At 69.8% G+C, this 25,944-nt stretch carries 25 protein-coding genes; 16 read left to right on the forward strand and 9 right to left on the reverse strand.

The window, feature by feature from the left end:
• The first annotated feature begins 19 nt into the window (after window positions 1–19).
• Window positions 20–1,990: a tetratricopeptide repeat protein gene (locus CEK69_RS03830; protein ID WP_193313884.1), complete on the forward strand. Its 1,971-nt coding sequence runs from the start codon at window positions 20–22 to the stop codon at window positions 1,988–1,990.
• Between the two features lie 69 nt (window positions 1,991–2,059).
• On the opposite strand, the gene CEK69_RS03835 is transcribed toward CEK69_RS03830, so the two are convergent.
• Window positions 2,060–2,446, reverse strand: a complete 387-nt coding sequence (locus tag CEK69_RS03835) for a hypothetical protein (protein ID WP_152243941.1) — start codon at window positions 2,444–2,446, stop codon at window positions 2,060–2,062.
• 369 nt (window positions 2,447–2,815) lie between these two features.
• On the opposite strand from CEK69_RS03835, the gene CEK69_RS03840 reads away from it, so the two are divergent.
• The 3 genes from CEK69_RS03840 to CEK69_RS03850 all read left to right on the forward strand — a co-directional run bounded on the left by CEK69_RS03840 (window position 2,816) and on the right by CEK69_RS03850 (window position 5,728).
• A complete protein-coding gene (locus tag CEK69_RS03840) occupies window positions 2,816–3,478 on the forward strand; it encodes a hypothetical protein (RefSeq protein ID WP_152243943.1) in 663 nt (220 codons plus the stop codon).
• A 126-nt stretch (window positions 3,479–3,604) separates the two neighbouring features.
• Window positions 3,605–4,282, forward strand: coding sequence for a hypothetical protein (locus CEK69_RS03845; protein WP_152243945.1), 678 nt, complete (start codon window positions 3,605–3,607; stop codon window positions 4,280–4,282).
• Window positions 4,283–4,654: 372 nt separating this feature from the next.
• On the forward strand, window positions 4,655–5,728 hold the full coding sequence (locus CEK69_RS03850; RefSeq protein ID WP_152243947.1) for a metal-dependent hydrolase: 1,074 nt from the start codon (window positions 4,655–4,657) through the stop codon (window positions 5,726–5,728).
• Between the two features lie 7 nt (window positions 5,729–5,735).
• Here CEK69_RS03850 and CEK69_RS03855 read toward each other — a convergent pair whose 3' ends face one another.
• The 5 genes from CEK69_RS03855 to CEK69_RS03875 form a co-directional block, all read right to left on the reverse strand.
• Complete coding sequence (locus CEK69_RS03855) at window positions 5,736–6,563, reverse strand: class I SAM-dependent methyltransferase (RefSeq protein WP_152180365.1); 828 nt, start codon at window positions 6,561–6,563, stop codon at window positions 5,736–5,738.
• A gap of 26 nt (window positions 6,564–6,589) precedes the next feature.
• A complete protein-coding gene (gene dusB / locus CEK69_RS03860; RefSeq protein WP_152243949.1) occupies window positions 6,590–7,588 on the reverse strand; it encodes a tRNA dihydrouridine synthase DusB in 999 nt (332 codons plus the stop codon).
• A 54-nt stretch (window positions 7,589–7,642) separates the two neighbouring features.
• Entirely contained in the window at window positions 7,643–8,248 is a 606-nt protein-coding gene (locus tag CEK69_RS03865; protein WP_152243951.1) for a DUF4893 domain-containing protein, read from the reverse strand.
• Between the two features lie 94 nt (window positions 8,249–8,342).
• Window positions 8,343–9,296, reverse strand: a complete 954-nt coding sequence (locus tag CEK69_RS03870) for a ribokinase (protein WP_017907558.1) — start codon at window positions 9,294–9,296, stop codon at window positions 8,343–8,345.
• Window positions 9,297–9,364: 68 nt separating this feature from the next.
• Entirely contained in the window at window positions 9,365–10,663 is a 1,299-nt protein-coding gene (locus CEK69_RS03875) for a nucleoside transporter C-terminal domain-containing protein (protein ID WP_017911618.1), read from the reverse strand.
• Between the two features lie 230 nt (window positions 10,664–10,893).
• On the opposite strand from CEK69_RS03875, the gene CEK69_RS03880 reads away from it, so the two are divergent.
• From CEK69_RS03880 to CEK69_RS03900, 5 genes are all read left to right on the forward strand, one after another.
• Window positions 10,894–11,865: an aldo/keto reductase gene (locus CEK69_RS03880; protein ID WP_152243953.1), complete on the forward strand. Its 972-nt coding sequence runs from the start codon at window positions 10,894–10,896 to the stop codon at window positions 11,863–11,865.
• A 192-nt stretch (window positions 11,866–12,057) separates the two neighbouring features.
• Window positions 12,058–12,258 (forward strand): hemin uptake protein HemP, encoded by a 201-nt coding sequence (locus CEK69_RS03885; protein WP_017907561.1) that lies wholly within the window; start codon window positions 12,058–12,060, stop codon window positions 12,256–12,258.
• Window positions 12,259–12,433: 175 nt separating this feature from the next.
• Entirely contained in the window at window positions 12,434–14,659 is a 2,226-nt protein-coding gene (locus CEK69_RS03890; protein WP_152243955.1) for a TonB-dependent hemoglobin/transferrin/lactoferrin family receptor, read from the forward strand.
• Between the two features lie 6 nt (window positions 14,660–14,665).
• Window positions 14,666–15,253 carry a Hemin transport protein gene (locus CEK69_RS03895; RefSeq protein WP_152243957.1) on the forward strand — a complete coding sequence of 196 codons (588 nt, stop codon included), beginning with the start codon at window positions 14,666–14,668 and terminating at the stop codon, window positions 15,251–15,253.
• A gap of 49 nt (window positions 15,254–15,302) precedes the next feature.
• Window positions 15,303–16,241, forward strand: coding sequence for a DUF6607 family protein (locus CEK69_RS03900; protein ID WP_152243959.1), 939 nt, complete (start codon window positions 15,303–15,305; stop codon window positions 16,239–16,241).
• Window positions 16,242–16,456: 215 nt separating this feature from the next.
• On the opposite strand, the gene CEK69_RS03905 is transcribed toward CEK69_RS03900, so the two are convergent.
• Window positions 16,457–18,940, reverse strand: coding sequence for an FtsX-like permease family protein (locus CEK69_RS03905; RefSeq protein ID WP_152243961.1), 2,484 nt, complete (start codon window positions 18,938–18,940; stop codon window positions 16,457–16,459).
• Window positions 18,937–19,539: an ATP-binding cassette domain-containing protein gene (locus tag CEK69_RS03910; protein ID WP_152243963.1), complete on the reverse strand. Its 603-nt coding sequence runs from the start codon at window positions 19,537–19,539 to the stop codon at window positions 18,937–18,939. Before CEK69_RS03910 ends, CEK69_RS03905 begins: the two co-directional genes overlap by 4 nt.
• Before the next feature lie 124 nt (window positions 19,540–19,663).
• Here CEK69_RS03910 and CEK69_RS03915 point away from each other — a divergent pair, with 124 nt between their 5' ends.
• From CEK69_RS03915 to CEK69_RS03925, 3 genes are all read left to right on the forward strand, one after another.
• The gene (locus CEK69_RS03915; RefSeq protein ID WP_152243965.1) at window positions 19,664–20,323 is read left to right on the forward strand and encodes an arylesterase; all 660 of its coding nucleotides are present in this window, start codon (window positions 19,664–19,666) and stop codon (window positions 20,321–20,323) included.
• A 92-nt stretch (window positions 20,324–20,415) separates the two neighbouring features.
• Window positions 20,416–21,129 carry a response regulator transcription factor gene (locus tag CEK69_RS03920; protein WP_003481607.1) on the forward strand — a complete coding sequence of 238 codons (714 nt, stop codon included), beginning with the start codon at window positions 20,416–20,418 and terminating at the stop codon, window positions 21,127–21,129.
• A gap of 108 nt (window positions 21,130–21,237) precedes the next feature.
• Window positions 21,238–22,518: a HAMP domain-containing sensor histidine kinase gene (locus CEK69_RS03925; protein WP_152243967.1), complete on the forward strand. Its 1,281-nt coding sequence runs from the start codon at window positions 21,238–21,240 to the stop codon at window positions 22,516–22,518.
• Window positions 22,519–22,552: 34 nt separating this feature from the next.
• On the opposite strand, the gene CEK69_RS03930 is transcribed toward CEK69_RS03925, so the two are convergent.
• Window positions 22,553–23,269, reverse strand: coding sequence for an SGNH/GDSL hydrolase family protein (locus tag CEK69_RS03930; RefSeq protein WP_152243969.1), 717 nt, complete (start codon window positions 23,267–23,269; stop codon window positions 22,553–22,555).
• 188 nt (window positions 23,270–23,457) lie between these two features.
• Here CEK69_RS03930 and CEK69_RS03935 point away from each other — a divergent pair, with 188 nt between their 5' ends.
• The 4 genes from CEK69_RS03935 to CEK69_RS03950 all read left to right on the forward strand — a co-directional run.
• Window positions 23,458–23,838: a diacylglycerol kinase gene (locus tag CEK69_RS03935; RefSeq protein ID WP_010342212.1), complete on the forward strand. Its 381-nt coding sequence runs from the start codon at window positions 23,458–23,460 to the stop codon at window positions 23,836–23,838.
• A gap of 39 nt (window positions 23,839–23,877) precedes the next feature.
• A complete protein-coding gene (locus CEK69_RS03940; protein ID WP_010342213.1) occupies window positions 23,878–24,627 on the forward strand; it encodes a TerC family protein in 750 nt (249 codons plus the stop codon).
• 74 nt (window positions 24,628–24,701) lie between these two features.
• Window positions 24,702–25,334: a LemA family protein gene (locus CEK69_RS03945; RefSeq protein ID WP_019799748.1), complete on the forward strand. Its 633-nt coding sequence runs from the start codon at window positions 24,702–24,704 to the stop codon at window positions 25,332–25,334.
• 117 nt (window positions 25,335–25,451) lie between these two features.
• Window positions 25,452–25,944: TPM domain-containing protein (locus CEK69_RS03950; protein WP_193313887.1), on the forward strand; the 493-nt coding region annotated here is incomplete at its 3' end.

Here is a 25,944-nt window from a genome sequence, read left to right on the forward strand (position 1 = left end):
GTGCGTGCAGCAGGCGGGCGTGTCGACGCCGCACTCGGCGGGCGATGCGCGGGTCGAGGCATTGTTCGCACGTGCCAAGCAGCAACTCGATGGCGGCCGCTTCGACGCCGCCGAACAGGCGCTGGATTGCGCGCAGGCCAACCTCGGCGATGCCGGCGGCGCGCGCTTGCGCTACGAGCTCACCCGCCGCCGCGGCATTCTCGATTTTCGCCGCGAACGCCTGCCGCAGGCGCTGGCGCGCTTCGAGTGCGCGGCCACGCTGTCCCGTTCGCTGCACGATCGCATGGGCGAGGCGCGCGATCTGAACAACGTCGGTGCGGCGCTGCGCCGGCTCGGGGATTTTCGCGGCGCCCTGCGCAACCTGACGCTGAGCCTGGACATCCAGCGCGCGCGCGGCGCGGTCTCTGCGTCCGTGCTGACCAATATCGCCGACGTGTATCGCGAACTGCGCGAGTCCGACACCGCGATGCGTTACTACCGCGATGCGCTTGCCGCCAACCGCGCGCAGGGCGACGCCATCGAGGCCGCGCACGTGCAGGAAACCATGGCCGAGCTGGCGCTCGACAGCGGCGACACGCCGCAGGCGCTGGCCTGGCTGCAGGAGGCGCTTGCCGTGTACCGGGCGCAGGGCCGCCGCGTGTACGAACTGCGTGTGCACGATGGCCTGATCCGCGCGGCATTGGCGCTCGGCGACGTCGCGCAGGCGCAGCGCTGGAGTTCCAGTGCGCTGGCACTCGCCGAGGCATGGGCGCTGCCGCTGCCGTCCGCGTTGCAGTTGCAGCTGGCGCGGACCGCCCGCCTCGAAGGCAACGCGGCCGCCGCCGCGGCCCGCCTGCGCGCGGCGCTGGCGGCGGCCGCTAGCGGCGATCCGGTGCGGGTGCCGTTGCTGGAGGAGTTGGCGCGGCTGCAGGAAAGCAGTGGCGATACGGCGGCGGCCATCGCCACCCTGCGGCGCGCGAACGCGGAGGCCGCGGCGCTGGTCCGTGCGCAGCACGATCGCCAACTGGACTGGCTGCGGATCCGCTTCGACACCGCCGAAAAGCAGCGCACCATCGACGCCCTGCAAAGCGAGAACCGCCTGCGCCAGGTCCAGCTGCGCCAACGCACGTTGCTGCTGTGGCTGGCATTGGTGTCCGGCGTCGCCGCCGCGCTCGGCCTGTGGCTGTGGCTGCAGCGTCGCCGCCAGCGCGAGCGCTTGCTGCAAGCCGCACGGCAGGTCCGCCACGAGGAGCAACTGGCCCGCTATCGGCGAGAGGCGGATGCGCTGGCCGAGGATCGCAGCCTGCTGCAGACCCTGCTCGACAGCCGCGAGGACGCGCTGTGCCTGCTCGATGCCGAAGGCCAGGTCCTGGCCACCAATCGTGCCGGCCGCCTGCTGCTCGGCGGTGCGGACGACGCCGAACCGGTCGGGCAGACGGTGTTCGCCTGCGTTGCCGAAGGCGATCGCCCGGCGTTGCAGGCGGCGCTGGAGCGGATGGAGGACAGCGCCGCGCAACGCCTGGAGATCGTCGCACGGCATGGCACGCCGCTCGCCGTGACCTTCACGCCCTGGCGCGGTGGCGATGGGCTGGTCGTCCTCGGCCTGCAGGAACGCGACCGTGGCGCGGTGGCGGACACCGCGCAGGCCGAGCACACGCCAGCGGAGGCCGCCGCGCCTGCGTTGCGCGATGCCTTCCGGCGCGCGCTGGTCGACCTGATGCTGGCGGTCATCGACACCTGGGAGCGCGCCACCGCGACCGGTCGCCTGGAGTTGGCCGAGCGCAGCCGCATCTGGCGCGTGAACATCGACGACGGCCGCCTGCGTGCGCGGGCGATGGAGCGCTACCTGGCGGTCTCCAAATTGCCTAGCAACCCGCGCTGGCGGGACGTGCTGCGCTCGGCCTATTTCGTGCTCGCGCACTGCGGAGAGCTGTCGGCGGAGGCGCGCGCCGCCCTGCAGTCGAGGATCGACACGGTGCTGGCCTACACCCGCCGGGACGCGCTCGGCTGAGCAAGCCCGGCACTTCTCCTGCCGGCGATCGTCGGCTGCGCTAACCGGCGAGCGCGCCTGCATGGTGCGTCAGCGCCCGCGCTTGGCCGGGCAGACCACGCAGGCGCCCTTCAAGCCTTGCTCCATGCGGTAGGCGCTGTGGTGGTCGTGTGCCAGGAAGGTCGTCGGGCCGAGCACGATGGGCTTGGCCGAGCGCGACGGCGCCACCACCTCGCAATAGGCGGCGATGGTGTTCAGCGTATTGGTGTACGGCTCGTGGCTATCGACCACGCCGCACTTGTCCATCGTCTGCCGCAACTGCTCGCCGTCGAAATCGAATTTCACCACCACCTCCGGTTCCTGGCTCTCCTCCAGGCACCAGTCCGGCGGCAGGGTGTCGTGGGCGTGGGCGGCCAGGGGTATGGCAAGCAGCACCGCGACGAGGGCGGCATGGAAGAGGGAACGGTGGGTGGGCATCGGAACCTCGCAATGCGCAGAAGAAGAGTCCGCAGCCTACGAGCGGGGCTGCGGCCGATGCCAGCGCATCCGCGGGTATAGACCGGGAATAAATCCTCCTAAGGTATTGATTCTCCGATGGTGGCAACGCGCCGCGCTGCCGGCTCGCGCGTCCGCGGCCCGCCGTGCTTGCGCCGTGGCCCCGGCAATTCGACCCGATTCGCTCCCGTGGCGACCCGGGTTTGCCCTCGTGCCGCGGCGGCGGCCTGCCTAGCCTGAAATCGCCGGATCGCACCGAGTGCCGATGCGGCGGTGGCCATATCCCCCGGGGGCGATGCACGCAACCCCAGCCATCTCCAATCCCTTCCATATAGCGAGAGAACGCTCATCATGAAGAAGAAGCTCCTTGTCGCAACCGCCTTGCTGGCGGGCAGTGTGGTCGGCGCCCCTGCGCTGGCGGCGGAAAACCCGGTGGACCAGGCCGGCATCCAGCACAACATGTACCTGGGCTGCCTGATGGACGCCAATGCCTCGCCCGACGAAGCCCTCACCGTCGTGGTCAAGACGTGCGGTTACAACCCCGGCATGCCGCTGGAGCGGTTCATCGCCACGCAACAGCCCATCATCGATGCGGTCGATCCGACCCGGCCGATGACCGACAACCTGGCCGGGTTGCGCCAGCAGCTCAGTGCCTACGAATTCTCGTTCATCGTGCGGATGGACCAGATCATCGAGAACGCCGAGGACATGGATGCGGCGGCGGTGCAGTTCGAGGAACTCGAGAAGGAAGCCATGGCACGGCTCGATCCTGCCTCCAGGAACGGCGCGCTGGTGCTGGGCGGGCTGAGCGTGGCCAAGCATTCCAACCGCTACTGGGCCAAGGTCGCGGCAGAGCATGGCGAGACCACGGCTGGCGACGCCACCGCGAAGAAGAAGGGGCGCTTCTGGCGATGGCTGGCCGTCGTGGGTTCGGACGTGGTGGGTTTCCTGCTCACCGAAAACCCGGTCACCGCGGCCACCACCTCCAGCACCGTCTACGACATCGTGTTCTGACCGGGCTGCAGCCCGCTCCGCTTGAAGACCGCCGCATCGTGCCGTGCGCCGATGCGGCGGTGACCGCCTGCCCATGACCCATGTGGGTCCGGGCCCACTCATCCCCGTTCAATGAAGAGAATGCACATGAAGAAGCACTTTCTCGCAACCGCCGCCCTGCTGGTCGGCAGCGCCGTCGGTCTCCCCGCGCTGGCCGCGGAGAATCCCATGGACCACGCCGGCGCCCAGCACAACATGTACCTCGGTTGCCTGATGGACCTCAATCCCTCGCACGACCAGGCCCTGACGCTGCTGGTCAAGAAGTGCGGCTACGCCCCGGGCATGCCGCTGGAGCAGTTCATCGCCACACAGCAGCCGATCATCGATGGGATCGACCCGACGCGGTCGGTGACCGAAAACCTGACGGGATTTCGCCAGCGGTTCAGTGCCGAGGAATTCGCATTCGTCGTGCGGATCGACCAGATCGTCGAGAACGCCGACGACCTGGAGGCCGCCGCGGCGCAATTCGAGGAGCTGGAGCGGGACGCCCTGGCGAAGCTCGATCCCACCTCCAGGAATGGCGCGTTGATCCTGGGTGGATTGAGCGTGGCCAGGCACTCCACACGCTACTGGTCCAGGCAGGCGGCCGAAAGCGGTCAGTTCGCGGCAGAGGGCGGCACCTCGAAGAGGAAGGGACGATTCTGGAAGTGGCTGGGCGTCATCGCAGCCGACGTGATCAGCTATTTCCAATCGGAGAATCCCGGCACGGCGGCCACGTCCTCCGACGATGCGTACACCCTGTTCTTCGAGGGATTCGGATTCTGATCCAGGCGCTGCCTGGGTAGGGAAGGGCATCCTGATGGGGTGCCTTTCCGCAGAGGGAGCGACGTCAGCTCATCCGCTTTGCTGCGACTCGGTGTGGACATGCCGTTGTCGTCGCAGGAGCGGCTTCAGCCGCGACAGGCGTTAGCTGTGGCGTCTCGCCACAGCTAACGCCTGCAAATGGCCTTCCCTCGTCATCGGAGATGCCCTTGCAGTCGCAGCGGCGCTTTCGCTTGAAGCGCTTGGCAGGATCGGCATCGGGCCGAACTGCTGCCCGTGCCGCGTGTTGTACATCTGCGACAGCAGCAAACGAGCGACCGCCGCGCCACTGCCATGGCCACGCACCCATTCCTGCATCGCTGCTAGCATCGGCCGATGGATTCCCTCACCCAGATCGTGCTCGGCGGCGCCATTGCCGCCGCCATCGCCCCGGCCGCACATCGGCGCGCGGCACTGCTTGCCGGCGCCGCGCTCGGCACCCTGCCGGATCTCGATGCGCTGATCCTGCTGCCGCTGACCCGCGATCCGGTGACGCTGATGACGGTGCATCGCAGCGTCAGCCATTCGCTGTTCGTGCTGCCGTTGCTCGGCTGGCTGATCTGGTGGCTGTTCCGGCGCTTCGGCCATGGACGCGTGGCCGAAGCGCCGCACCGCTGGTTCTGGGCGATACAGCTGGCGCTGATCACCCACCCGCTGCTGGATGCGTTCACCGTCTACGGCACGCAGCTGTGGTGGCCGCTGCGGCCATCGCCGACGATGTGGTCGAGCGTGTTCATCATCGATCCCGCCTACACGCTGTGGCTGCTGCTGGCCTGCGCCATCGCCTGGTTCGCCCGCGCGCGTCGCGTGGCGCAGCAGGCGTTGCTGGTCGGACTGCTGTTGAGCAGTGTCTACCTGGGCTGGTCGCTGCTGGCCAAGCAGCTGGTCGACCGCGAGGCCGACCGCGCGCTGGCGGCGATGGGCCTGGCGCAGGCGCCGCGCTTCTCGGTGCCGATGCCGTTCAACACGCTGCTGTGGCGGGTGGTGGCGATGACCCCGAGCGGCTACGTGATCGGCGAGCGCTCGCTGGTCGCCGATCGCGGGCCGATGCGCTTCCAGGGCTATCCCTCCAACACCCAGGCGCTGGCGCAGGTGCGCGACCTGCCGGCGGTGCAGCGCCTGACGTGGTTCAACCGCGGCTTCATGCGCGCGCAGGTCAAGGACGGCGAACTGGTGCTCAGCGACCTGCGCATGGGCCTGGAACCGGACTACAACTTCAACTTCGCGGTGGCGCGACAGCAGGGCGACGGCTGGGCGGCGATACCGCCGCGGCAGCTGCAGGCGGCGTACCGGGCGCCCGTGGCACGTGGGCAGATTGGTGCAGCGCTGGCGCGGATGTGGCAACGGATCTGGACCGAGCCGGCATCGCCCGCGCCGGTGAGCGCGCAGGTGCCTACCGCGGCGCCGTAAACGCCGCTCAATACACCGTCGCGTGCGCCTGCACGAACGAATAGAAGAACACCGCATCCGGGTCGCTCTGCACCTGGGCCATTTCCCGGCGCATGCCGGCCACGGTCTCCTCATCCACCGCGCCGGCCTGCAGCAGCCGTTCGGCCGCCGACAGCAACAGTTCCTCCCAGAACCCGATCATGGTCTTGCGCCGCGCCGGCTCGCGGTTGTCCAGGTGCAGCGTCTTGATCTCGGTGCTGACGTCGCGATAGCCGCCGGCCAGCAACAGGTTGCCGAGCTTGGCACCGACGAACGGGTCGCCGCCGTGGTCGTACTGGAAGTCGTTGAACGCCATCCAGTAGCGCCACACGTTCGGCGAGTACGGATGCAGCAGGAACGAGGCGTTCATCACCTCGGTCACGTACACCGGCGACCCCGGTGCCAGCACCCGCCGCACTTCGCTGAGCACCCGCGCCGGCGACGGCACGTGCTCCAGCACCCAGCACAGGAACGCCGCATCGAAGCTGCGCGGCTGGAACGGCAGGTCGCCGGCGTCGGCCTGCTGCAGCGTGTAGCGGTCCTGGCACCAGGGCATGCGCTGCAGGTTGTCGCGCGCGGCCTGCAGTTGCGCCTCGCTCAGGTCGATGCCGGTGACGTGCAGCTCCGGGAAGCGCCGCAGCAAGACTTCGGTCTGGGCGCCGACGCCGCTGCCCACTTCCAGCAGGCGCCGCGCGCCGGTGTAGTCGATCTGGTTGAACAGGGTGGCTTCGAGCAGCCGCGCCTGTTTCAACAGGCGTGCCTGTTCGGTGTCGGAATAGCCGTGCAGATAGGTCGGGGTTTCGGGAGACGTGCCCATGGCGATGCTCCAGGGAGAAGAAGACGTCAGGCGGCGGCGGACAAGGCCGGCGGCACCCCGGCGATCAGCGCATCGAAGTACTCGGCGGTCAGCGCCAGTTGCGCTTGTGCGCTCTCGGCGCGGTTGACCACGGCGCGGAACGCGGCGTTCTCGGGTTGATCCTTGGCATACCAGCCCAGGTGCTTGCGCGCGATGCGCACGCCCTGCACCTCGCCGTAGAACGCGTGCAGTGCCTGCAGGTGGCCGAGCAGGGTGTCGCGGACGAACGCCAGCGACGGCGCCGGCCGCAGTTCGCCGGTGGCCAGGTAGTGCGCGATCTCGCCGAAGATCCACGGCCGGCCCTGCGCCGCGCGCCCGACCATCACCGCATCGGCGCCGGTCGCGGCCAGCACCTGCGCCGCCTTCTGCGGCGAATCGATGTCGCCGTTGGCGATCACCGGAATGCGCAGCATTGCCTTGATCTGGGCGATGGTCGCGTACTCGGCCTGGCCGCTGTAATGCTGGTCGCGGGTGCGCCCGTGCACCGCCAGCGCGGCGATGCCGCAGTCCTCGGCGATGCGCGCGATGACCGGGCCGTTGCGGTGGTCGCAGTCCCAGCCGGTGCGGATCTTCAGCGTCACCGGCACCGGCGAGGCCTTCACCACCGCGCCGAGGATGCGCGCCACCAGCGCTTCGTCGCGCATCAGCGCCGAGCCGGCCCAGGCGTTGCACACCTTCTTCGCCGGGCAACCCATGTTGATGTCGATCAGTTGCGCGCCGTGGTCGGCGTTGTAGCGCGCGGCCTCGGCCAGTTGCTGCGGTTCGGTGCCGGCGATCTGCACGCTCACCGGGTCCGGCTCGCCTGCGTGGTCCATGCGCTGCAGCGACTTGCGGGTCTGCCAGAAGCGCGGATCGGAGATGGTCATTTCCGACACGGCCAGGCCCGCGCCCAGCCGCTTGCACAGCAGCCGGAACGGCTTGTCGGTGACCCCGGCCATCGGTGCCAGGATCACCTTCGGTTCGATCGTGTAGGGGCCGATACGCATGCGCGTAGTGTAGCGGGGCGCATGCGCTGGCGGGCCGGGCGGCCCGCGCGGCCGTCAGCGGATCAGCTGGTACAGCTCGAAGCCGTTGTCCTTGCCGTCCAGGATCAGCAGCAGTTCGTCCGGGCCCAGCGCGACCAGGCGGCCGACGCTGTTGCCGTGCGTGCCGTCGGCGGCATGGCCGGGCGCGTAGGCCGCTTCAGGCTCGTCGTTGACCGTGCTGGCGCCGAGGAAGGCCAGCTCATGGCTGCCGGCGGACAGCGGATACAGCGTGCCGCTGCGGCGCTGCGAGCCGCTGGTCTTGCTCAGGTGGTAGCCGCAGGGATCGCGGCGGATCTCGGCCTTGAAGTAGGGATAGGCGTAGGCGAAGTGCGGGTCGACCTGGATCGAGCGCACCTTCCAGCGGCCTTCCAATGTGCCCGGCTGCTGCGGCGTCTGCGCGCGCTGCAGCAGGGTCCGCGCCAGCGCCGCGCCCTTTTCCTGCTCGGCATCGTCGTAATGCGCCGCGATCACCTGCTGCAGGCGTTCGGCGGAGACGGTCACCGCGGCGCGGTCGGCGTCGGCGGCCAGGCTGTTCCAGTCGCAGCGCGGTGCCGCGGCGGCGGACAGCGGGAGCAGCAGCGCACACAGTGCGGTGAACCGGCTGACGGAAAGGCGGGGCATCGGCAACTCCTTGTCGGATGCGTGGCCGGCGCAGCGCCGGCGCTGGTTTGTGATGGCAGGCAACGGCGACGGCCGGCACCGTCGCGCCGATCGCTCAGCCGGCCTCGGGCGTCAGCCGCGGCATCGATGCCGCCGCGCCTTCGGCCTCGGTGGATCGCGCCGCGTAGTGGTTGGCGAAGCGCACGTGGGTGGCGAACGCGGCGTTCGGCGACTGCGCCAGCGACGCCACCAGGGCGCCGTTGAAGGCATCGCCGGCACCGGTGGTGTCCACGGTATGCGCGGTTTCGGCGCCGATCCGGTAGTAGGGCTGGGTGTCGCCGAGCAGGCGCTCCTCGGGGTGCGAGATGAACGCACCGACCGCGCCCAGCGTCACCACCACGGTGCCGCCCGGCAGCAGCTTGCGGCACAGCGCGTGCAAGCTGCCGCCATCGGTGGCGGCGACGTCGTCGGCGTCCACGCGCACGCCGACATGGCGGGCGAGCAGGGCGGCGAACTCGGTTTCGTTGGGGGTCAGCACGTCGGCCAGCTTGAGCAGGCCGATGCTGGTCTGCGCGTTGGCCGGGGCGGCGTTGAGCACCGTGGTCAGGCCGGCCTCGCGGGCCAGCGCCAGGGTGCCCTCGATGGTCTCGATCGGCGATTCCAGCTGCGCCAGCAGCACCCGCGCCGAGCCCAGCAGCGGACGCTGCGCCTGCACGAAGTCCAGGCTCAGCGCGGCGTTGGCGCCGGCGCCGATGACGATGGTGTTGCGGCCGTGGCCGTCGACGTAGATGCCGCCGGTGCCGGTCGGCTCGCTGCTGGCCTCGGCGACCAGGGCGATACCGTCCTGCGCGGCCAGGCCGCGCGCCATCGCGCCGCCGGCGTCGTCGCCGAGCGCGCAGACGAAGCTGGTACGCGCGCCGGCGCGCGCCGCCGCCACCGCCTGGTTGAAGCCCTTGCCGCCGGGGCCGGTGCTGTAGCGGCCGGCGATGGTCGCCCCCGGTGCGGGCAGATTCTCGCAACGCCACACATGGTCGACATTGAACGAACCGACGACGATGACCGAACTCATAGGCATGTACTGCTTCTCGACTGGAACTGAAAAAAAGAAAGACGGGTGCGGCGGATGCCGCGGCCGGATCAGGCGAAGTGCGACAGCACCCCGGCGATGGTCGCGGTCATGAAGGTGGCGATCGAGCCGCCCAGCACCGCACGCAGGCCGAAGCGGGCCAGGTCATGGCGGCGTTCGGGGGCCAGGCCGCCGATGCCGCCGATCTGGATCGCGATCGAACTGAAGTTGGCGAAGCCGCACAGCGCGTAGGTGGCGACCAGCCGGCCTTCCGCGCTCAGGCTCACGCCCGGCACCTGGCCCTGGACGATACGCGACAGCTCGGTATACGCGACGAACTCGTTGATGACCACCTTCTGGCCGATCAGCGAACCGACCGTGGTTGCATCCGGCCACGGCGTGCCGATCACCCAGGCCACCGGCGCCAGCACGTAGCCGAAGATGGTGGACAGGTTGGTCGGGCGGCCGATCACGCTGGCCAGGCCGGTGACGTCGCCGATCCAGGTCAGCGGCGCATTGACCAGCGCGATCAGGGCGATGAACGCCAGCAGCATCGCGCCGATGTTCAGTGCCAGGCGCAGGCCGTCGCCGGCGCCGGCGGCAGCGGCGTCGATCACGTTGCTGGTGGTCTTCTCCACTTCCATCTTGACCGTGCCGCGGGTCAGCGGCGTGCCGGTTTCCGGAATCAGCAGCTTGGCCACCACCAGCGTCGCCGGCGCGGCCATGATGCTGGCCGCCAGCAGATGCTTGGCGTAGAACGCCTGCTGCGCGGGATCGCCGCCGCCGAGCATGCCCACGTAGGCCGCCAGCACGCCGCCGGCGATGTGCGCCATGCCGCCGATCATCATCGTCAGCAGTTCGGACTCGGTCATGCGCGGGATGTACGGGCGTACCGTCAGCGGCGCTTCGGTCTGGCCGATGAACACGCTGGCGCAGACGCTGGTGGTCTCGGCGCCGGACACGCGCATCACCTTGGTGATCGCCCAGGCCATCACCCGCACCACCGCCTGCATCACCCCCAGGTGGTACAGCACGCCCATCAGCGCGGAGAAGAAGATGATGGTCGGCAGCACCTGGAAGGCGAAGATGAAGCCGTAGGTCTTGGTGTCGAGCAGGCTGCCGAAGATGAAGCTGGAGCCTTCGTTGACGAAGCTCAGCACCTTCACGAACACCTGGCCGAGCCAGTCGAACACCTCACGGCCGCCCGGGACCAGCAGCACCAGCGAGGCGAACCCGATCTGCAGGACCAGGCCGGTCGCGACCAGCTTCCAGTCCACCGCGCGGCGGTTGTTGGAGAACAGCCAGGTGATCCCGATCAACACCGCCAAACCGAACAGGCCGAAGCCGATCCTTCCCAATCCCTCGACCATCTGCGTCCCCGGTCCCCGACCAAAGACGGGAAGCCTAGTGCAGGGGGTGACGGCCGGCAAGGCGAGGCGTGTTCAGTCGGGGGATTCGGGATTGGGGATTGGGGATTCGCAAGAGCGGGGCGCCTGGCTGCCGCCGGCGTGGCGGCGCCGACGGGGCCTTGCGGCAGCGCCGCTACACTGTGCGGCCGCCCCCGGCCGTGCCGCGGGTTCGCTCAGCAGGAGGAGTTGCCATGCAATACCGTCGCCTCGGTGCCACCGGGCTGCAACTGTCGGCGCTGTCGTTCGGCGCCTGGATCAACTTCGGCGGGCAGACCGGCCGCGACGAAGCGCGCAATCTGATCGCCGCCGCCTGGGACCACGGCATCAACTTCTTCGACAACGCCGAGGTCTATGCGCACGGCCGCGCCGAGCAGGTGATGGGCGACGTGATCGCCGACCTGCGGCTGCCGCGCGACGGCTTCTGCGTGTCCAGCAAGGTCTACTTCGGCGCCGTGGAATCGCCGCGCCCGACCCAGCGCGGGCTGTCGCGCAAGCACGTCACCGACGCCTGCCATGCCGCGCTCAAGCGCTTGCGGGTGGACTATCTGGATCTGTACTACTGCCACCGCCCCGATCCGGACACGCCGGTGGAGGAAACCGTGCGCGCGATGGACGCGCTGATCCGCCAGGGCAAGGTGCTGTACTGGGGCACCTCCGAGTGGCCGGCCGAGCGCATCCGCGAGGCGGCGCAGGTGGCGCGCGCGCTGGGCCTGCACGGGCCGTCGATGGAACAGCCGCAATACAACCTGCTGCACCGCGCGCGCGTGGAGCAGGAGTACGCGCCGCTGTACGCCGAACTCGGCCTGGGCACCACCATCTGGTCGCCGCTGGCCTCGGGCCTGCTGACCGGCAAGTACAACGACGGCATCGATCCGGCCTCGCGGCTGGGCCAGGAGCGCAACGCCTGGCTGCAGCAGGAAGTGATCGGGCCGCCGGCGCAGCGCCGCATCGAGCGCGCGCGCGCCTTCACCGCGCTGGCCGCGGCCGAGGGCGTGGCGCCGGCGTCGCTGGCGATCGCCTGGTGCCTGCGCAACCCGCACGTGTCCACGGTGATCCTCGGCGCCAGCCGGGTGTCGCAGCTGCTGGAGAACCTGGCCGCGCTGGACTTGGCCGCGCGCGACGACGCGGCGTGGTGGGAACGGGTCGACGCCGCGGTGCGCTGACGACGGCATGCGCTTGCGCCGCCGCAGTGCAGCGGTGGCGCGGCGGCGAAGGCGTTGATGTGTGGCGATCTTTGGAATCTTTCGTGGTCGGGGTTTCGATCGGGATTGCGAATCGAATCGGGCGAGAATGGGTCTTGATTAAGCATTGAGAATCATTATCATCTCGATGCACCCCGTGGATGGAGTTCGACCATGACCGCTCAACCCGTGCTGTTGCGTCACCCCGAGACCCTGAGCCTGCGCGAGCGCACCGTGCCGCGCGCAGTGCCGGCCGAAGAAACCATCAGCAGCCAGGCGCTGCTCAAGGGCCGCCGCGAAGTGCTGATCCAGCACGGCGACCGCGTCTATCGTCTGCGCCACACCAGCAACGACAAGCTGATCCTGACCAAGTGATGCCCTCCGGCCGCCGCGCGCGGCCGGTCTCCCCGTCCGATCTGCCGCCACCTGGCCCACGCCCTTGCGCGCCGGCCGCGGCCGCCTCGCAGTCGCGATCCTTCTCTCCCCCTCGGCCAGGCGCGGACCCCGCGCCGTGCCGGTCGAGGGTCTTCCGCGACCACCGATGCTCTCCATGTTCCGTACCGCCCCGCTCACCTGCGCGCTGTGGCTGGCCCTGGCCGCCGGCGCGCATGCCGCTCCCGTTTCTTCCTCCAACGCCGACGCCGACGCCGACGCTAGCGCCGCGTCCGCCGTCCGCGATTTCGACCGCCTGCAGGTCACCGCCACGCGCACCCAGCGCGCCATCGTCGACGTACCCGGCAGCGTCGACGTGATCGACCGCGAACAGATGGACCGCGCACTGGTCCACGACCTGAAGGATCTGCTGCGCTATACGCCCGGCGTGTCCGCCACCGGCAACAGCGGCCGCTTCAGCGGCATCTCCGGCATCCGCATCCGTGGCCTGGACGGCAACCGCGTGCTGATCCAGACCGACGGCATCCCGGTCTCGGACACCTTCAGCTTCGGCAGCTACCTCAACGCCAACCGCAACTTCGTCGACATGGACACGCTCAAGCGCGTGGAGATCGTGCGCGGTCCGGCCAGCGCGCTGTACGGTTCGGATGCGCTGGGCGGGGTGGTCGCCTACGTCACCAAGGATCCGGCCGATTATCTGGCGCCGGGCAAGGACAGCTACGTCGGCCTGAAGTTCGGCTACGAGAGCGAGTGGAAGGGGCTGTTCGCTGGCGCGCTGGTCGCCTTCGGCGGCGACCGCTGGAGCGGCATGGCCGCGGTCAGCCATCGCCAGGGCCAGGAAAGCGAAACCCAGGGCGACAACCGCAGCATCGGCGCCGCCCGCACCGCGCCCAATCCGCTCAGCAGCGACGGCCGCAGCCTGCTCAGCAAGCTGGTCTACGCGCCCAGCGCCAATCAGCGCTTCAAGCTGACCGTGGAAGGCAACGAGGACTACTCGCGCATCGATGCGCTGAGCAACGTCACCGCCAGCATCCTGTCGCAGCGCGGCCGCGACCATCAGACCCGCGCCCGCGTGTCGCTGGCACACGAGGTGGACCAGCTCGACACGCGGCTCGCCGACGACCTGCAGTGGCAGCTGTACCGCCAGGACAGCCAGAGCCTGCAACGCACCGACGAACGCCGAAGCAACGGCACGCTGCGGCACATGGAGCACGACTTCGACCAGCGCCTGTACGGGCTGCAGGCGAATCTGCACAAGCGGGTCGATCAGGGGCGCATCGTCCACGACATCAGCTACGGCATCGACCTGTCGCACACCGATACCCACGAAAAGCGCGACGGCCACACGCTGAACCTGCGCACCGGCACGATCAGCAAGACCGTGGGCATGGAAACCTTCCCGGTCCGCGACTTCCCGATCACCGAGACGCTCAAGGCCGGCGCCTACCTGCAGGACGAGATCGCGCTGGCCGACGGCCGCTTCAGCCTGACGCCGGCGCTGCGTGCCGACTACTATCGGCTGTCGCCGCAGGTCGATGCGATCTTCGCCACCGACAACCCCGGCGTGGCGGCGAAGAAGATCAGCGACCGCAACGTCTCGCCCAAGCTCGGCGCGATCTGGCGCCTGGACGATGCCTGGTCGCTGTACGCCAACTACGCGCACGGCTTCCGCGCGCCGCCCTACAACGACGTCAATATCGGCTTCACCAATCTGCTCATCGGCTACACCGCGATCGCCAATCCCGACCTGAAGCCGGAGACCAGTCGCGGCGCGGAGTTGGGCGTGCGCTACGCCGGTCCGGCGGTCTACGCCGGCTTGAGCGCGTACCGCAACGCCTATCGCGACTTCATCGAGTCCTACCGCTTCGTCGGCTTCAACGCCGACGGCCTGATGCTGTATCAATCGCGCAACGTCGACAGGGTGACCATCCGCGGCGTGGAAGCCAAGGCCGGCATCGACGTCGGCGCACTCGATGCGCGCTGGAGCGGCTGGTCGCTGCAGGCCAGCGCGGCCTATGCGCGCGGCGACAACCGCACCGACGGCACGCCGCTCAATTCGGTGGATCCGCTGCGCGGCGTGCTCGGCCTGGGTTACGACCGCAACACCTGGGGCGCGCAACTGGTCGCCACCGCGGTGGCGAAGAAGCGCCGGCCGGAACTGCCGAGCTATTACACGCCGGCCGGTTACGCGACGCTGGACCTGCTCGCACACTGGCGCTTCACCGAAGGCGCGCGGCTCGACGTTGGCGTGTTCAACCTGGCCGACCGCCGCTACATCGACTGGAACATGCTGCCCGGCGCGACCCTGGCCCGCAGCCGCGTGCTCGACCGCTACACCGGCGCCGGGCGCAACGTCTCGGTCAGCCTGGCGCTGGACTGGTAGCCCTACATGCGCATCGCTGCGCCAGCGCGTACCGGCCCGGAGCGGATCGCCGCGCCGCTGCCGCGCCCGGCGCAACTGGCCGCACTGGGCACGGTATTGTGTCTGTACCGCGCCCACACCGGCGCCGAACTGATCGGCTGGCGCCACGCCTGCAGCGTGGCCGCGCACCTGGATGTGGACAGCGACGGCGTGCTGGAGAGCCTGCGCTTCTACGATCGCCAGCAGCAGTGCTGCTGGCGCCTGTACCTGCTGCCCGACAGCGATTTCGTCGCCTGGGACATGCTGCTGTCGGCGCTGCCCGCGGCGCAGGATGCCGCCGACGGCGGCGTCGCCGAGCGGCTGTGGCGGCGCGTCGCCGGCCGCCTGCGCGGCGATGGCTGGCATGCGCGGGCGCTGCGCCTGCACGCGGCCGATGGCGTGCTGGCGGCCAGCGTCGCCGGCGTGTCGCCGCTCGGTGCCAGCATCGCCCGCCGCATCGCGCGCCTGGAGGCGGCCGAGGGCGATGTGCTGGTCGACGACTGCTGTTGCGCCCGCGCCGGACGCCCTGCGTCGCGCCCCGATCCCGAGCGGCCGTGGCCGCTGCTGCGGTTGTGAGCGGCCGCTGGCGTTTCCTCGTTTCCCATCAACCAAGACACCTCTCTCGATGATGAAAGCTCCGCCCCTGTTCTGCGCCTTGCTGCTTGCCGGCAGCCTCCCCGTCCACGCCGAGAGCGCCGACCCGGCGCGCGACCGTGCCAGCATCCTGGCGATGCAGGGCGAGTACACGGTGGCGTTCGCCTTCGACGAGACCGTGCTGCTGCAGCCCGGCTACGCGCGCGCCGCGCCAATGCGCAGCGGTGGCGACGAAGTGGTGATCGTGGTCGAGGACAGTCCGCGCAAGGTGGTGCTGCAGCATCTGCTGGTGGAGCCCAAGAGCGGCCACGTGACCAAGCACTGGCGCCAGGACTGGATCTACGAGGCGCCGCAGCGTTTCGAGTTCAGCGCCGACCAGACCTGGCAGGTGCGCCCGCTCGACGCCGCGACCACCCGTGGCGCCTGGACGCAGTGCGTGTACGAGGTCAGCGACGCGCCGCGCTACTGCGGCACCGGGCGCTGGGACTACGCCGATGGCCATCCGACCTGGACCAGCGACCTGAGCTGGCGTCCGTTGCCGCGCCGCGAGTACACCAAACGCAGCGACTACAACGCGCTGGCGGTGGTCAACCGGCACACGCTGACCCCGGCCGGTTGGACCCACGAGCAGTTCAACACCAAGGTGCTGCGCAAGCCCGATGGCAGCCAGCAGGCCATCGCCCGCGAGTTCGGCTTCAACGACTACGTCAAGACCACGAGCGTGGACTTCACCCCGGCCCGCACCTACTGGAGCGCAACCCGGGACTACTGGGCCAGGGTGCGCGCGCGTTGGGACGGCCTGCTCGGCAAGCCGCCGGGCGTGCAGCTGAAGACCAAGGCCGATGGCATGGCGATCATCGTGCCGCTGTTCGCGCAGGCCGAGGCGGTGCAACAGGGCAAGCCGGTCAGCGATGCGCAACTCGATGCGGTGTTCGCACAATGGACGGCGCCGGCGCCGGCCGCGCGCTGAGGCCAGTGCCGGCAAAACAGCCAGGGTGGGGAAGGCGGCCGGGATGGCGTCTTCCCCTTTTTCTTGCGCGTGTCGCGTTCTTTCGAGACACCTTTCCGAGGCGCGACACGCGTTGCGGCCATTGTCGCCACGGACTGCCGTCGAGCGCCGGCGGCGACAGCATCACATGTCGCGCTCCTCCAATCCCCACTCCCGATTCCCCACTCCCGGCTCCTTCACTGCTCGCGCAGTGCCAGCGCCGGCGGCGTGCGCAGGATGCGGCGGGTGCCGGACCAGCCGGCTAGCAGGCTCAGCGCCACGCCACCGAGGCCGCCGAGCAGCAGCGCCGGCCACGGCGGCGACAGCGCGAGGTCGAAGGCCTGCCTGGCCACCACCACGCCGATGATCGCCGCCGCGCCGACCGCGAGGATCGCGGCGAGCAGGCCGAGCGCGCCGAACTCCACCAGCACCGCGCCGCGCAACTGCCCGCGCCGCGCGCCCAGGGTGCGCAGCACCGCGCTGTCGTAGCGGCGCTCGCCGGCGGTGGCCTGCAAGGCAGCCAGCAACACCAGTGCGCCGGCCAGCAGGCTGAAGCCCATCACCAGTTGCACTGCCTGGGCGACGCGGTCGATGACCTCGCGCACCCGCTGCAGGATCGCGTCGATGTCCAGCAGCGACACGTTCGGATAGGCGCGGCTGAGCCCGCTCAGTTGCGCGGCCGAGGCGCGCGGCAGGTGGAAAGCGGAAATCAGGTTGTACGGCGCGTCCTGCACCGCGCCAGCGTTGAGCAGCAGGAAGAAGTTGACCCGGAACGAATCCCAGTCGGCCTTGCGCACATTGGTGACGGTGAAACTGCGCTGCTGGTCGCCGAGCAGCAGGGTGATGCGGTCGCCGAGCTTGAGCCCGTAACGCTGCGCCCAGCCTTCCTCCACCGAGGCCTCGGCGGCGGTGCTGTCGGCGGCCCAGAAGCGTCCGGACAGCAGCCGGTTGGCCGCGGGGAACTCGTGCCGCCAGGAGAAGTTGATCGGCCGGTCGCTGCCGTCGCCATCGTCCTCCGGACCCTGCTCGCGGCGCTGCGGCGGCTTGCCGTTGATCGCCACCAGCTTGCCAGTGCTGAACGGCTCGACCGCCGCATCGGCGACACCGAGCGTGCGCAAGGTGCCGAGCACCTGCTCGGCCTGATCGGGCTGGATGTTCATCAGGAAGTAGTTGGGCGTGTCCGCCGGCAGCCGGTCGCGCCACTGCCCGAGCAGGCCGGGGCCGATCACCGCCAGCAACAGCAGCGCGCACAGCGACAGCGACAGACCCACCAGTTGCACCACGCTCAGTGCGCGGCGCCGGGTCAGCGCCGCCAGGCCCAGTTTCCAAGGCCCGCGCAGCTGTCCCTGCAGTCGCCGCAGCACCGCCAGCAGCACGCCGCCGACCGCCGCGGCCAGCGCCGCCAGCAGGGTCAGGCCGCCCAGCACCCAGGCCGCCAGCACGCCGTCGCCGGTGGCGTAGACCGCCAGCACCACGGTGGCGGCCAGGGCGGCGGCGTAGACCAGCAGCGAGGTCGGCGGCAGCGCGGCGAAGCTGCGGTTGAGCACGCGCATCGGCGGGACGTCGCGCAGGCGCAGCAGCGGCGGCAGGCCGAAGCCGAGCAGCAGCAACAGGCCGATGCCGGCGCCGGCCAGGGCCGGGGTCGCCTGCGGCAGCGGCAGGCGGTCGGGAATCAGGCTGCCCAGCGCTTCGACCAGGCCGACCTGGGCCAGCATGCCCAGGCCCACGCCGAGCGCGCAGGCGGGGATCGCCAGCAGCAGCAACTGCACCGCCAGCGCACCGAGAATGTCGCGCTGGCGCGCGCCCAGGCAACGCAAGACCGCGACCTGGTCGATGCGGCGCAGGGCGAAGCGATTGGCGGCCAGCGCGGTGGCGACGCCGGCCAGCAGCACCGCCAGCAACGCGGCCAGCGCCAGGAAGCGCCCGGCGCGGTCGAAGGCGCCACGCACGCCGCGCTGGGTGTCCTCGATGCCGACCAGGCGGTAGGCCTTGGCGCGTGGCGCCAGCCATTCGCGCAGGGCGGCGATCTCGCCGGGCGCACCGGCGAACATCAGTCGATAGGAAGCGCGGCTACCGGGGCCGAGCAGGCCGGCGGCATCGACGTCGGCGCGGTTGACCAGCAGCGGCGGCGACAACTGCATCAGCTCGCCGGAGGCATCCGGTTCGGCGCGCAGCACCCGGGTCACGCGCAGCGTGCCGGCGCCGAACTCCAGCGCATCGCCGAGCTTCAGCCCCAGCGCTTCGAGCAGGCGCGGATCGGCATAGGCTTCGCCGCGCGGCGGCGGACCGGCGCGTTCGCTGCCGGCGCCGACGGTGTCGCGCGCGACCAGCAACGCGCCGCGCAGCGGGTAGCCCGCGCCCACCGCCTTGATGTTGGCCATCTGGCTGGCGTCGCCATGGAACAGCACGCTGGGGAAACTGACCATGCGCGTACTGCGCAGCCCGCGCCGCTGCGCTTCCTCGGCGAAGGCGGCGGGGATGTCCTGGCGCCCGCTGACGCCGAGATCGCCGCCGATCACCTCGGCGGCGCTGCCGGTCAGCGCCAGGGTCACCCGGTCGACCAGGGTGCCGACCGCGGTCATCACCGCCACGCCCAGCACCAGCGCGGCGAACACGGTCAGCAGATCGCCGGCGAACAGCTCGCGGCGCAGTGCGCGCGCGGCATGGCGCAGTACGTTCATGCGGCATCCACCGCGTCGGCGGCGCGCAGGCGGCCGCCGTCGAGCCGGTAGCGGTGTTCGCAGCGCTGCGCCAGGCGCATGTCGTGGGTGACCAGCACCAGGGTGGTGTCGCTGCCTTCGTTGAGCGCGAACAGCAGGTCGCTGATCTGTTGCCCGGTGGCCTGGTCGAGGCTGCCGGTGGGCTCGTCGGCGAACAGGATGCGCGGCCGCGCCACGAACGCGCGTGCCAGCGCCACGCGCTGCTGCTCGCCGCCGGACAGTTGCCGCGGGTAGTGCCGCGCCCGCGCGCTCAGCCCGACCGCCTCCAGCACCTCGCGCACCCGCGCCGGATCCTCGCGTCCGGCCAACTCCAGCGGCAGCGCGATGTTTTCCGCCGCGGTCAGCGACGGCAGCAGGTGAAAGCTCTGGAAGACGAAGCCGACCTCGCGCGCGCGCAGCGCGGCGCGCGCTTCCTCGTCCAATGCGTTGAGCGACTGCCCGGCCAGCACGATCTCGCCGCGCGTGGGCAGGTCGAGGCCGGCCAGCAGGCCGAGCAGGGTGGTCTTGCCGGAGCCGGAGGCGCCGACGATGGCGACGCTGTCGCCTTCACCGATGGTCAATCCGACCTTGTCGAGAATGTGGACCGTACCCTCCGGTCCGCTGACGGATTTGCCGACATCGCGTACGTCGATGGCGATGCTGGCGCGAAGCGTGGGGGCCTGACTGTCGATGAGGGAATCTCCAATGCGTGGCGACGAGACGAGAAGCAAGCGGGCCTGGATGCGCAGCGCCTGGCTGCTGCTGGCATGGTGGGTACTGCTGCCCGCCATCGCCTGTGCCAAAGGTGCGACGGGGCCGGTGCTGGTACTCGGCGACAGCCTCAGCGCGGCGCACAACATTCCGGTGCAGTCCGGCTGGGTGGCTTTGCTGGACAAGCGCCTGCAGCAACAGATGCGGGCGCCACCGGCGGTGGTCAATGCCAGCATCAGCGGCGAGACCTCCTCCGGCGCGCTGACCCGCCTGCCGGCGCTGCTGCAGAAGCACCGGCCGTCGGTGGTGGTCATCGAACTGGGCGGCAACGACGCGTTGCGCGGGCTGAGCCCGGCCGAACTGCGCGGCAACCTGGAGAAGATGATCGTGCTCAGCCGTGACGCCGGCGCGAAGGTGCTGTTGCTGGGCATCGACGTGCCGCCGAACTACGGCCCGGGCTACCGGCAGCGCCTGCGTGCGGTCTATGCGGACCTGGCCAGGCAGTACCGGACCGGCCTGCTGCCGTTCCTGCTGGAGGGCGTGGCGCTGAACCCGTCGCTGATGCAGGGCGATGGCCTGCACCCCACCGCGGCGGCCCAGCCCAAGGTGCTGGACAATGTCTGGCCTCAGCTCAAGCCATTGATCGCGCAGTAGTTTTTTTGTTGCTCAGGCAGATGAAGCGGCCTTCACGCTGCCACCACCGCCCATCCGGCATGTTTCACAAAGCTGAAGACTGAGGAAGCGTTATGCGTCAGACCAAGGAAACATCCGGGCTCGTGCTGGTCGTGGAAGACAACCGCAATATTTCCGAGATGATCGGCGAGTACCTGGAAGGCCGCGGGTTCGAAGTGGATTACGCCTGCGACGGCCTGGACGGCTACCGCCTGGCGGCGGAGAACAGCTACGACGTGGTCGTGCTGGACCTGATGCTGCCGCGTCTGGACGGCATCGAAGTGTGCCGCCGCCTGCGCAACGACGCGCGCAAGTCGACCCCGGTGCTGATGCTGACCGCGCGCGACACGCTCGACGACAAGCTCACCGGCCTGGGCTTCGGTGCCGACGATTACCTGACCAAGCCGTTCGCGATCCAGGAACTGGAAGCCCGCCTGCGCGCGCTGATCCGCCGCGAGCGCCGCCAGGTCGGCTCGGAAGTGCTGAAGGTGGCCGACCTGGTGCTGGATCCGGTGAGCATGCGTGCCACCCGCGCCGGCACCGAGTTGCAGCTGTCGCCGATCGGCCTGCGTCTGCTGACCATCCTGATGCGCGAATCGCCGCGCGTGGTCACCCGCCAGGAGATCGAGCGCGAGATCTGGGGCAACGGCCTGCCGGACTCGGACACCCTGCGCAGCCACCTGTACAACCTGCGCAAGATCATCGACAAGCCGTTCGACCGCCCGCTGCTGCACACCGTGCAGAGCGCCGGCTACCGCATCGCCGACATCGCCCAGCCGATGAGCTGAGGCAACGCCCGATCGTGGACCCCGCAGCGGCCCCGGTGAACGGGGCCGCTTGCACGAAAGGCTCACGATCGGCCTTCCTATAATCGCGGCAACGATCACGGATGCCGTATGCCGCACGGGTTGCCGCGCAAACTTCGCCTCGCCCTGATCGCCCGCATCGTGTTTGCGGGCTGTGTGGTCACGCTTGCCAGTTATCTGGTGGTCGCGATCGTGCAGCACTCGCTGGTCGGCTCGATCCTGAAGCAGGAGGCGCGCTACTACTGGCGCCTGCGCGCGCAGCTGCCGCAGCAACCGCCGCCCAACAGCCACAGCCTGCGCGGTTATCTGGTGCCGGCCGGGCAATCCGATGCGGCGGTGCCTGCCGACCTGCGCGGGTTGGCGCCCGGTCTGCACGAGGATCGCCCCGGCGGCGAGATGGTGCTGGTCGACCAGACCGAGAGCGGGCGCCTGTACCTGGTGTTTTTGCGCGCACCGGCGCAGCGGCTGGCGTTCTGGTTCGGCGTGGTGCCGACGTTGCTCACCCTGATCGCGGTGCTGGTGGTGGCCTGGCTGACCTGGCGGGTGTCGCGGCGCTTGCTGTCGCCGATGAACTGGCTGGCGCGGCGGGTCTCGCGCTGGGATCCGCGGCATCCAGCCGCCGCCGAACTGGCCCCGGAAAACCTGCCGGCCGACGTACAGGGCGAGGCGCGGCAACTGGCTGCCGCGCTGCATGCGCTGGCCCTGCGCGTCACCGACCACGTCGCCCGCGAACGCAACTTCACCCGCGATGCCAGCCACGAGCTGCGCACCCCGCTGACGGTGATCCGCGTCGCCACCGACATCGCCATGACCGAGCAGGAACTGCCGCCGCGCCTGCACCGCAGCCTGCAGCGCATCCAGCGCGCCGGCCGCGACATGGAGGCGGTGATCGACGCCTTCCTCATCCTGGCGCGGGAAGCGGACGTGGTGCCGCAGAGCGAACTCTTCGAGATCGCCGACGTGGTCGAGTACGAGGCCGAGAACGCGCGCGAGCTGCTGGTGGGCAAGCCGGTGACCCTGAGCGTGCGCGTGCTGGCCTCGGCGACACTGCATGCGCCGCCGCGCGTGCTGCACGTGGTGGTCAGCAACCTGCTGCGCAACGCCTGCAGCTACACTGACGCCGGGCGCATCGAGGTCGAGGTCGAGGCCGACCGCATCCGCATCCGCGACACCGGCATCGGCATGTCCGAGGACGCTTTGCGGCACGCCTTCGAGCCGTTCTTCCGTGCCGAGCCGGAGCGCCCGCAAGGCACCGGGCTGGGCCTGTCGATCGTGCGCCGGCTGTGCGACCGTTTCGGTTGGCAGGTGGCCCTGGAGAGCGCCGAGGGCGGCGGCATTCTTGCGACCGTGCGGTTCCCGCCGGTCACGTGAGCGCCCGCGCACGGCGGCGCGGGCGCGTCACGGTTCAATCCTTCAGGTAAGGACGCAGGGTGTCGCGCCACAGCGCGTAGCCGGCCGCGTTCATGTGCAACTTGTCCGGTCCGAACAGCTCGGCGCGCGGCTGCCCGTCGGCACCCAGCATCGGCGTGTACACGTCGACGAACTGCACCTGCTTCAGGCCCGCGGCGGCCTTGCGGATCAGCGCGTTGGCCTCGGCCATCTTCGGCATCAGCGCCGCGCGCGAGGGGCTGGGCTTGATCGACAGATAGACGATGCGGGTCTTGGGCAGGTCGCGGTGCACGCGGGTCACGAAGGCCACGAAGTCGTCGCGCACCTGCTGCGGGCTGCGGCCGCTGTTGAGGTCGTTGTCGCCGGCGTAGAACACGATCAGGCGCGGCTTGTACGGCACCACGATGCGGTCGGCATACCAGGTGCTGTCGCGGATCTCCGAGCCGCCGAAGCCGCGGTTGAGCGTCTGCACGCCCGGAAAATCCGTGGCCAGCGAGGTCCAGAAGCGGATCGAGGAACTGCCGACGAACAGCACGCCACCGGGTTTGACCGGATGCGCGGCATCGTCCTTGGCGAAACGCGCCATGTCCTCTTCCCAGGCGGCATTGGAGACCTGGTCGGGCACGCTGGGCGGCGGGGGTGGGGTGAGCGCCAGCGCCGGCGACAGGCCCAGCAGGGACAGGCTGAACAGACTCAGGGCGAGCAGCGGTGCGCGCAGCGGCGAACGGGGCATGACGCCTCCTCGAAGCAAGGGGATCGGCGATGGTGCCGCAGGCACGACATGCAGGCAAATCCGCGGCGATGCCGGCGGTGCCCCGGGGCTTGTGGCAAAATTGCCGCCTATCCCGCTGCGCCTTGCCCATGACCGATTCCTTCCGGCCGTCGTCGTCGCGTCCCCGTTCCCTGGGGCGGGGCTGAGCCGTGGCCGACCAGTTCGGGCATCTGCCGCGCGGGCCGCGCCGCATGCTGATGGCGGCACGCTGGTCGTGGCAGGGGCTGCGCGCGGCCTGGCTGCACGAGTCCTCGTTCCGTCTGGAGGTGTGCCTGTTCCTGATCCTGGCGCCGCTGGCGCTGTGGCTGGGGCAGGGGCCGGTGCAGCAGGTGCTGATGATCGGCTCGCTGCTGCTGGTGCTGGCGGTGGAACTGCTCAATTCGGCGATCGAAGCGGTGATCGAACGCTACGGCCCCGAGCATCACGAACTGGCTGGGCGCGCCAAGGACATGGGCTCGGCCGCGGTCTTCGTGATGCTGGCCAACGTGGTGCTGTGCTGGGGCCTGATCCTGCTGCCGCGCCTGCTGTGATCGCCGCCCGTTTCTTCTTCCGTTAAAGGATCCGACGCCATGGCCCTCGAGTTTCTCGCCGACCCCAACACCTGGCTGACGCTGTTGACGCTGAGTGCGTTGGAGATCGTGCTGGGCATCGACAACCTGGTGTTCATCTCCATCGCGGTGGGCAAACTGCCGGAAGCGCAGCGCCCGGCCGCGCGCAAGTTCGGCATCGCGGTGGCGTGCCTGACCCGCATCGCGCTGCTGGTGTCGCTGGCGTTCCTGGCGCGCATGCAGGGCGAGCTGTTCAGCGTCGCCGGCATGGGCATCTCGATCCGCGACCTGGTGCTGATCGTCGGCGGCCTGTTCCTGCTGGTGAAGGGCACGATGGAGATCCGCGAGCTGATCACCGGCGGCGAAGACGAAGACCCCACCACCAGCAAGGCCTCGGGCGTGTTCTGGATGGTGATCGCGCAGATCGCGGTGATCGACATCGTGTTCTCGCTGGATTCGGTGATCACCGCGGTGGGCATGGCCCAGCACATCCCGGTGATGATCGCCGCGGTGCTGCTGGCGGTGGCGGTGATGCTGCTGGCGGCCAATCCGCTGGGCCGCTTCATCGACGCCAACCCGACGGTGAAGATGCTGGCGCTGGCCTTCATCCTGATGATCGGCGTGGTGCTGATCCTGGACGGCCTGGACGTGCACGTGCCCAAGCCGTACATCTACGCGGCGATGGGCTTCTCGGTGCTGGTGGAGTGGCTGAACCTGCTGATGCGCCGCCGCGCCGCCGCGCACCAGGTGCCCGGCGCGGGGAAGTGGTGAGCCACCGCTGAGGTCGGCTGCGTTTTCACCGGCGGCGTGGCAAGCTGCGCGCAGTCATCCGCCGGAGTCCTCGCATGCGCCTGTTGTCCCGCTCCCTGTTTCTGGCCGCGCTGGCGGTGTTGCTGTCCGGCTGCGGCTACAACGCGATCCAGCAGAAGGACCAGGCGGTCAAGGCCGGCTGGTCGGAAGTGCTGAACCAGTACAAGCGCCGCGCCGACCTGGTGCCGAACCTGGTCAACACGGTCAAGGGCTATGCGGACCAGGAGCGGCAGGTGTTGACCGACGTGACCAACGCCCGCGCCCGCGTCGGCCAGGTGCAGGTCAACGCCGACGACGCCGCCTCGTTGCAGCAGTTCCAGCAGGCACAGGGCCAGCTGTCCAGCGCGCTGTCGCGGTTGCTGGTGGTCAGCGAGAACTATCCGAACCTCAAGTCCGACCAGGCCTTCCGCGATCTGCAGGCGCAGCTGGAAGGCACCGAAAACCGCATCACCGTGGCGCGCGGCCGCTACATCCAGGCGGTGCAGGACTACAACACCTACATCCTGTCCTTCCCGCAGGTGCTCACCGCCAAGATGTTCGGCTACAAGGAGAAGCCCAACTTCTCTGTGGAGAACGAGGCGCAGATTTCCGAGGCGCCGGCGGTGAACTTCGGTGGTCAGCCGGCGTCCGCGCCGCAGCAGCCGCAGCAGCCGGCACCGGCGCAGTAAGCGTCGCTGCAGGCCGGCCCGACCGTGCGTTTCACCTCCGAGGCTGAGCGCGCCGCCGCAGCGACGTCGTGCGGTGGCACCCGCGCTGCGGCCGGCCGTCGACACGTCTGCGTCTGGCTGGTGCTGCTGCTGGCGCTGCTGCCCTGGCTGGCCTGGGCGCAGACCGAGGCGTCGATTCCGCCGCTGGATGCGCCGGTGGTCGACACCACCGGCACGCTGACACCGAACCAGCGCCTGGAGCTGGACCGGCAGGCGGTGCAGTTGCAGCAGCGCAAGGGCAGCCAACTGCAGGTGCTGGTGGTACCCAGCACCGCGCCCGAGAGCATCGAGCAATACACCCAGCGCGTGTTCGACCAGTGGAAGCTCGGCCGCAAGGGCGTGGACGACGGCGTGCTGCTGGTGGTGGCCAAGGACGACCGGCGCGTGCGCATCCAGCCCGGCTATGGCCTGGAAGGCGCGATTCCCGACGCCACCGCCAATCGCATCATCCAGGAGTACCTGGTGCCGCGCTTCCGCGCCGGCGACTACAGCGGCGGGATTTCCGAAGCGACCGCGATGCTGGTCAAGCTGATCGACGGCGAAGCGTTGCCGGCGCCGGTCAGCGCGGCAC

This window comes from Xanthomonas sp. LMG 12462 (assembly GCF_009192885.1).
In the GTDB taxonomy this organism is placed as follows: Bacteria; Pseudomonadota; Gammaproteobacteria; order Xanthomonadales; family Xanthomonadaceae; genus Xanthomonas_A; species Xanthomonas_A sontii.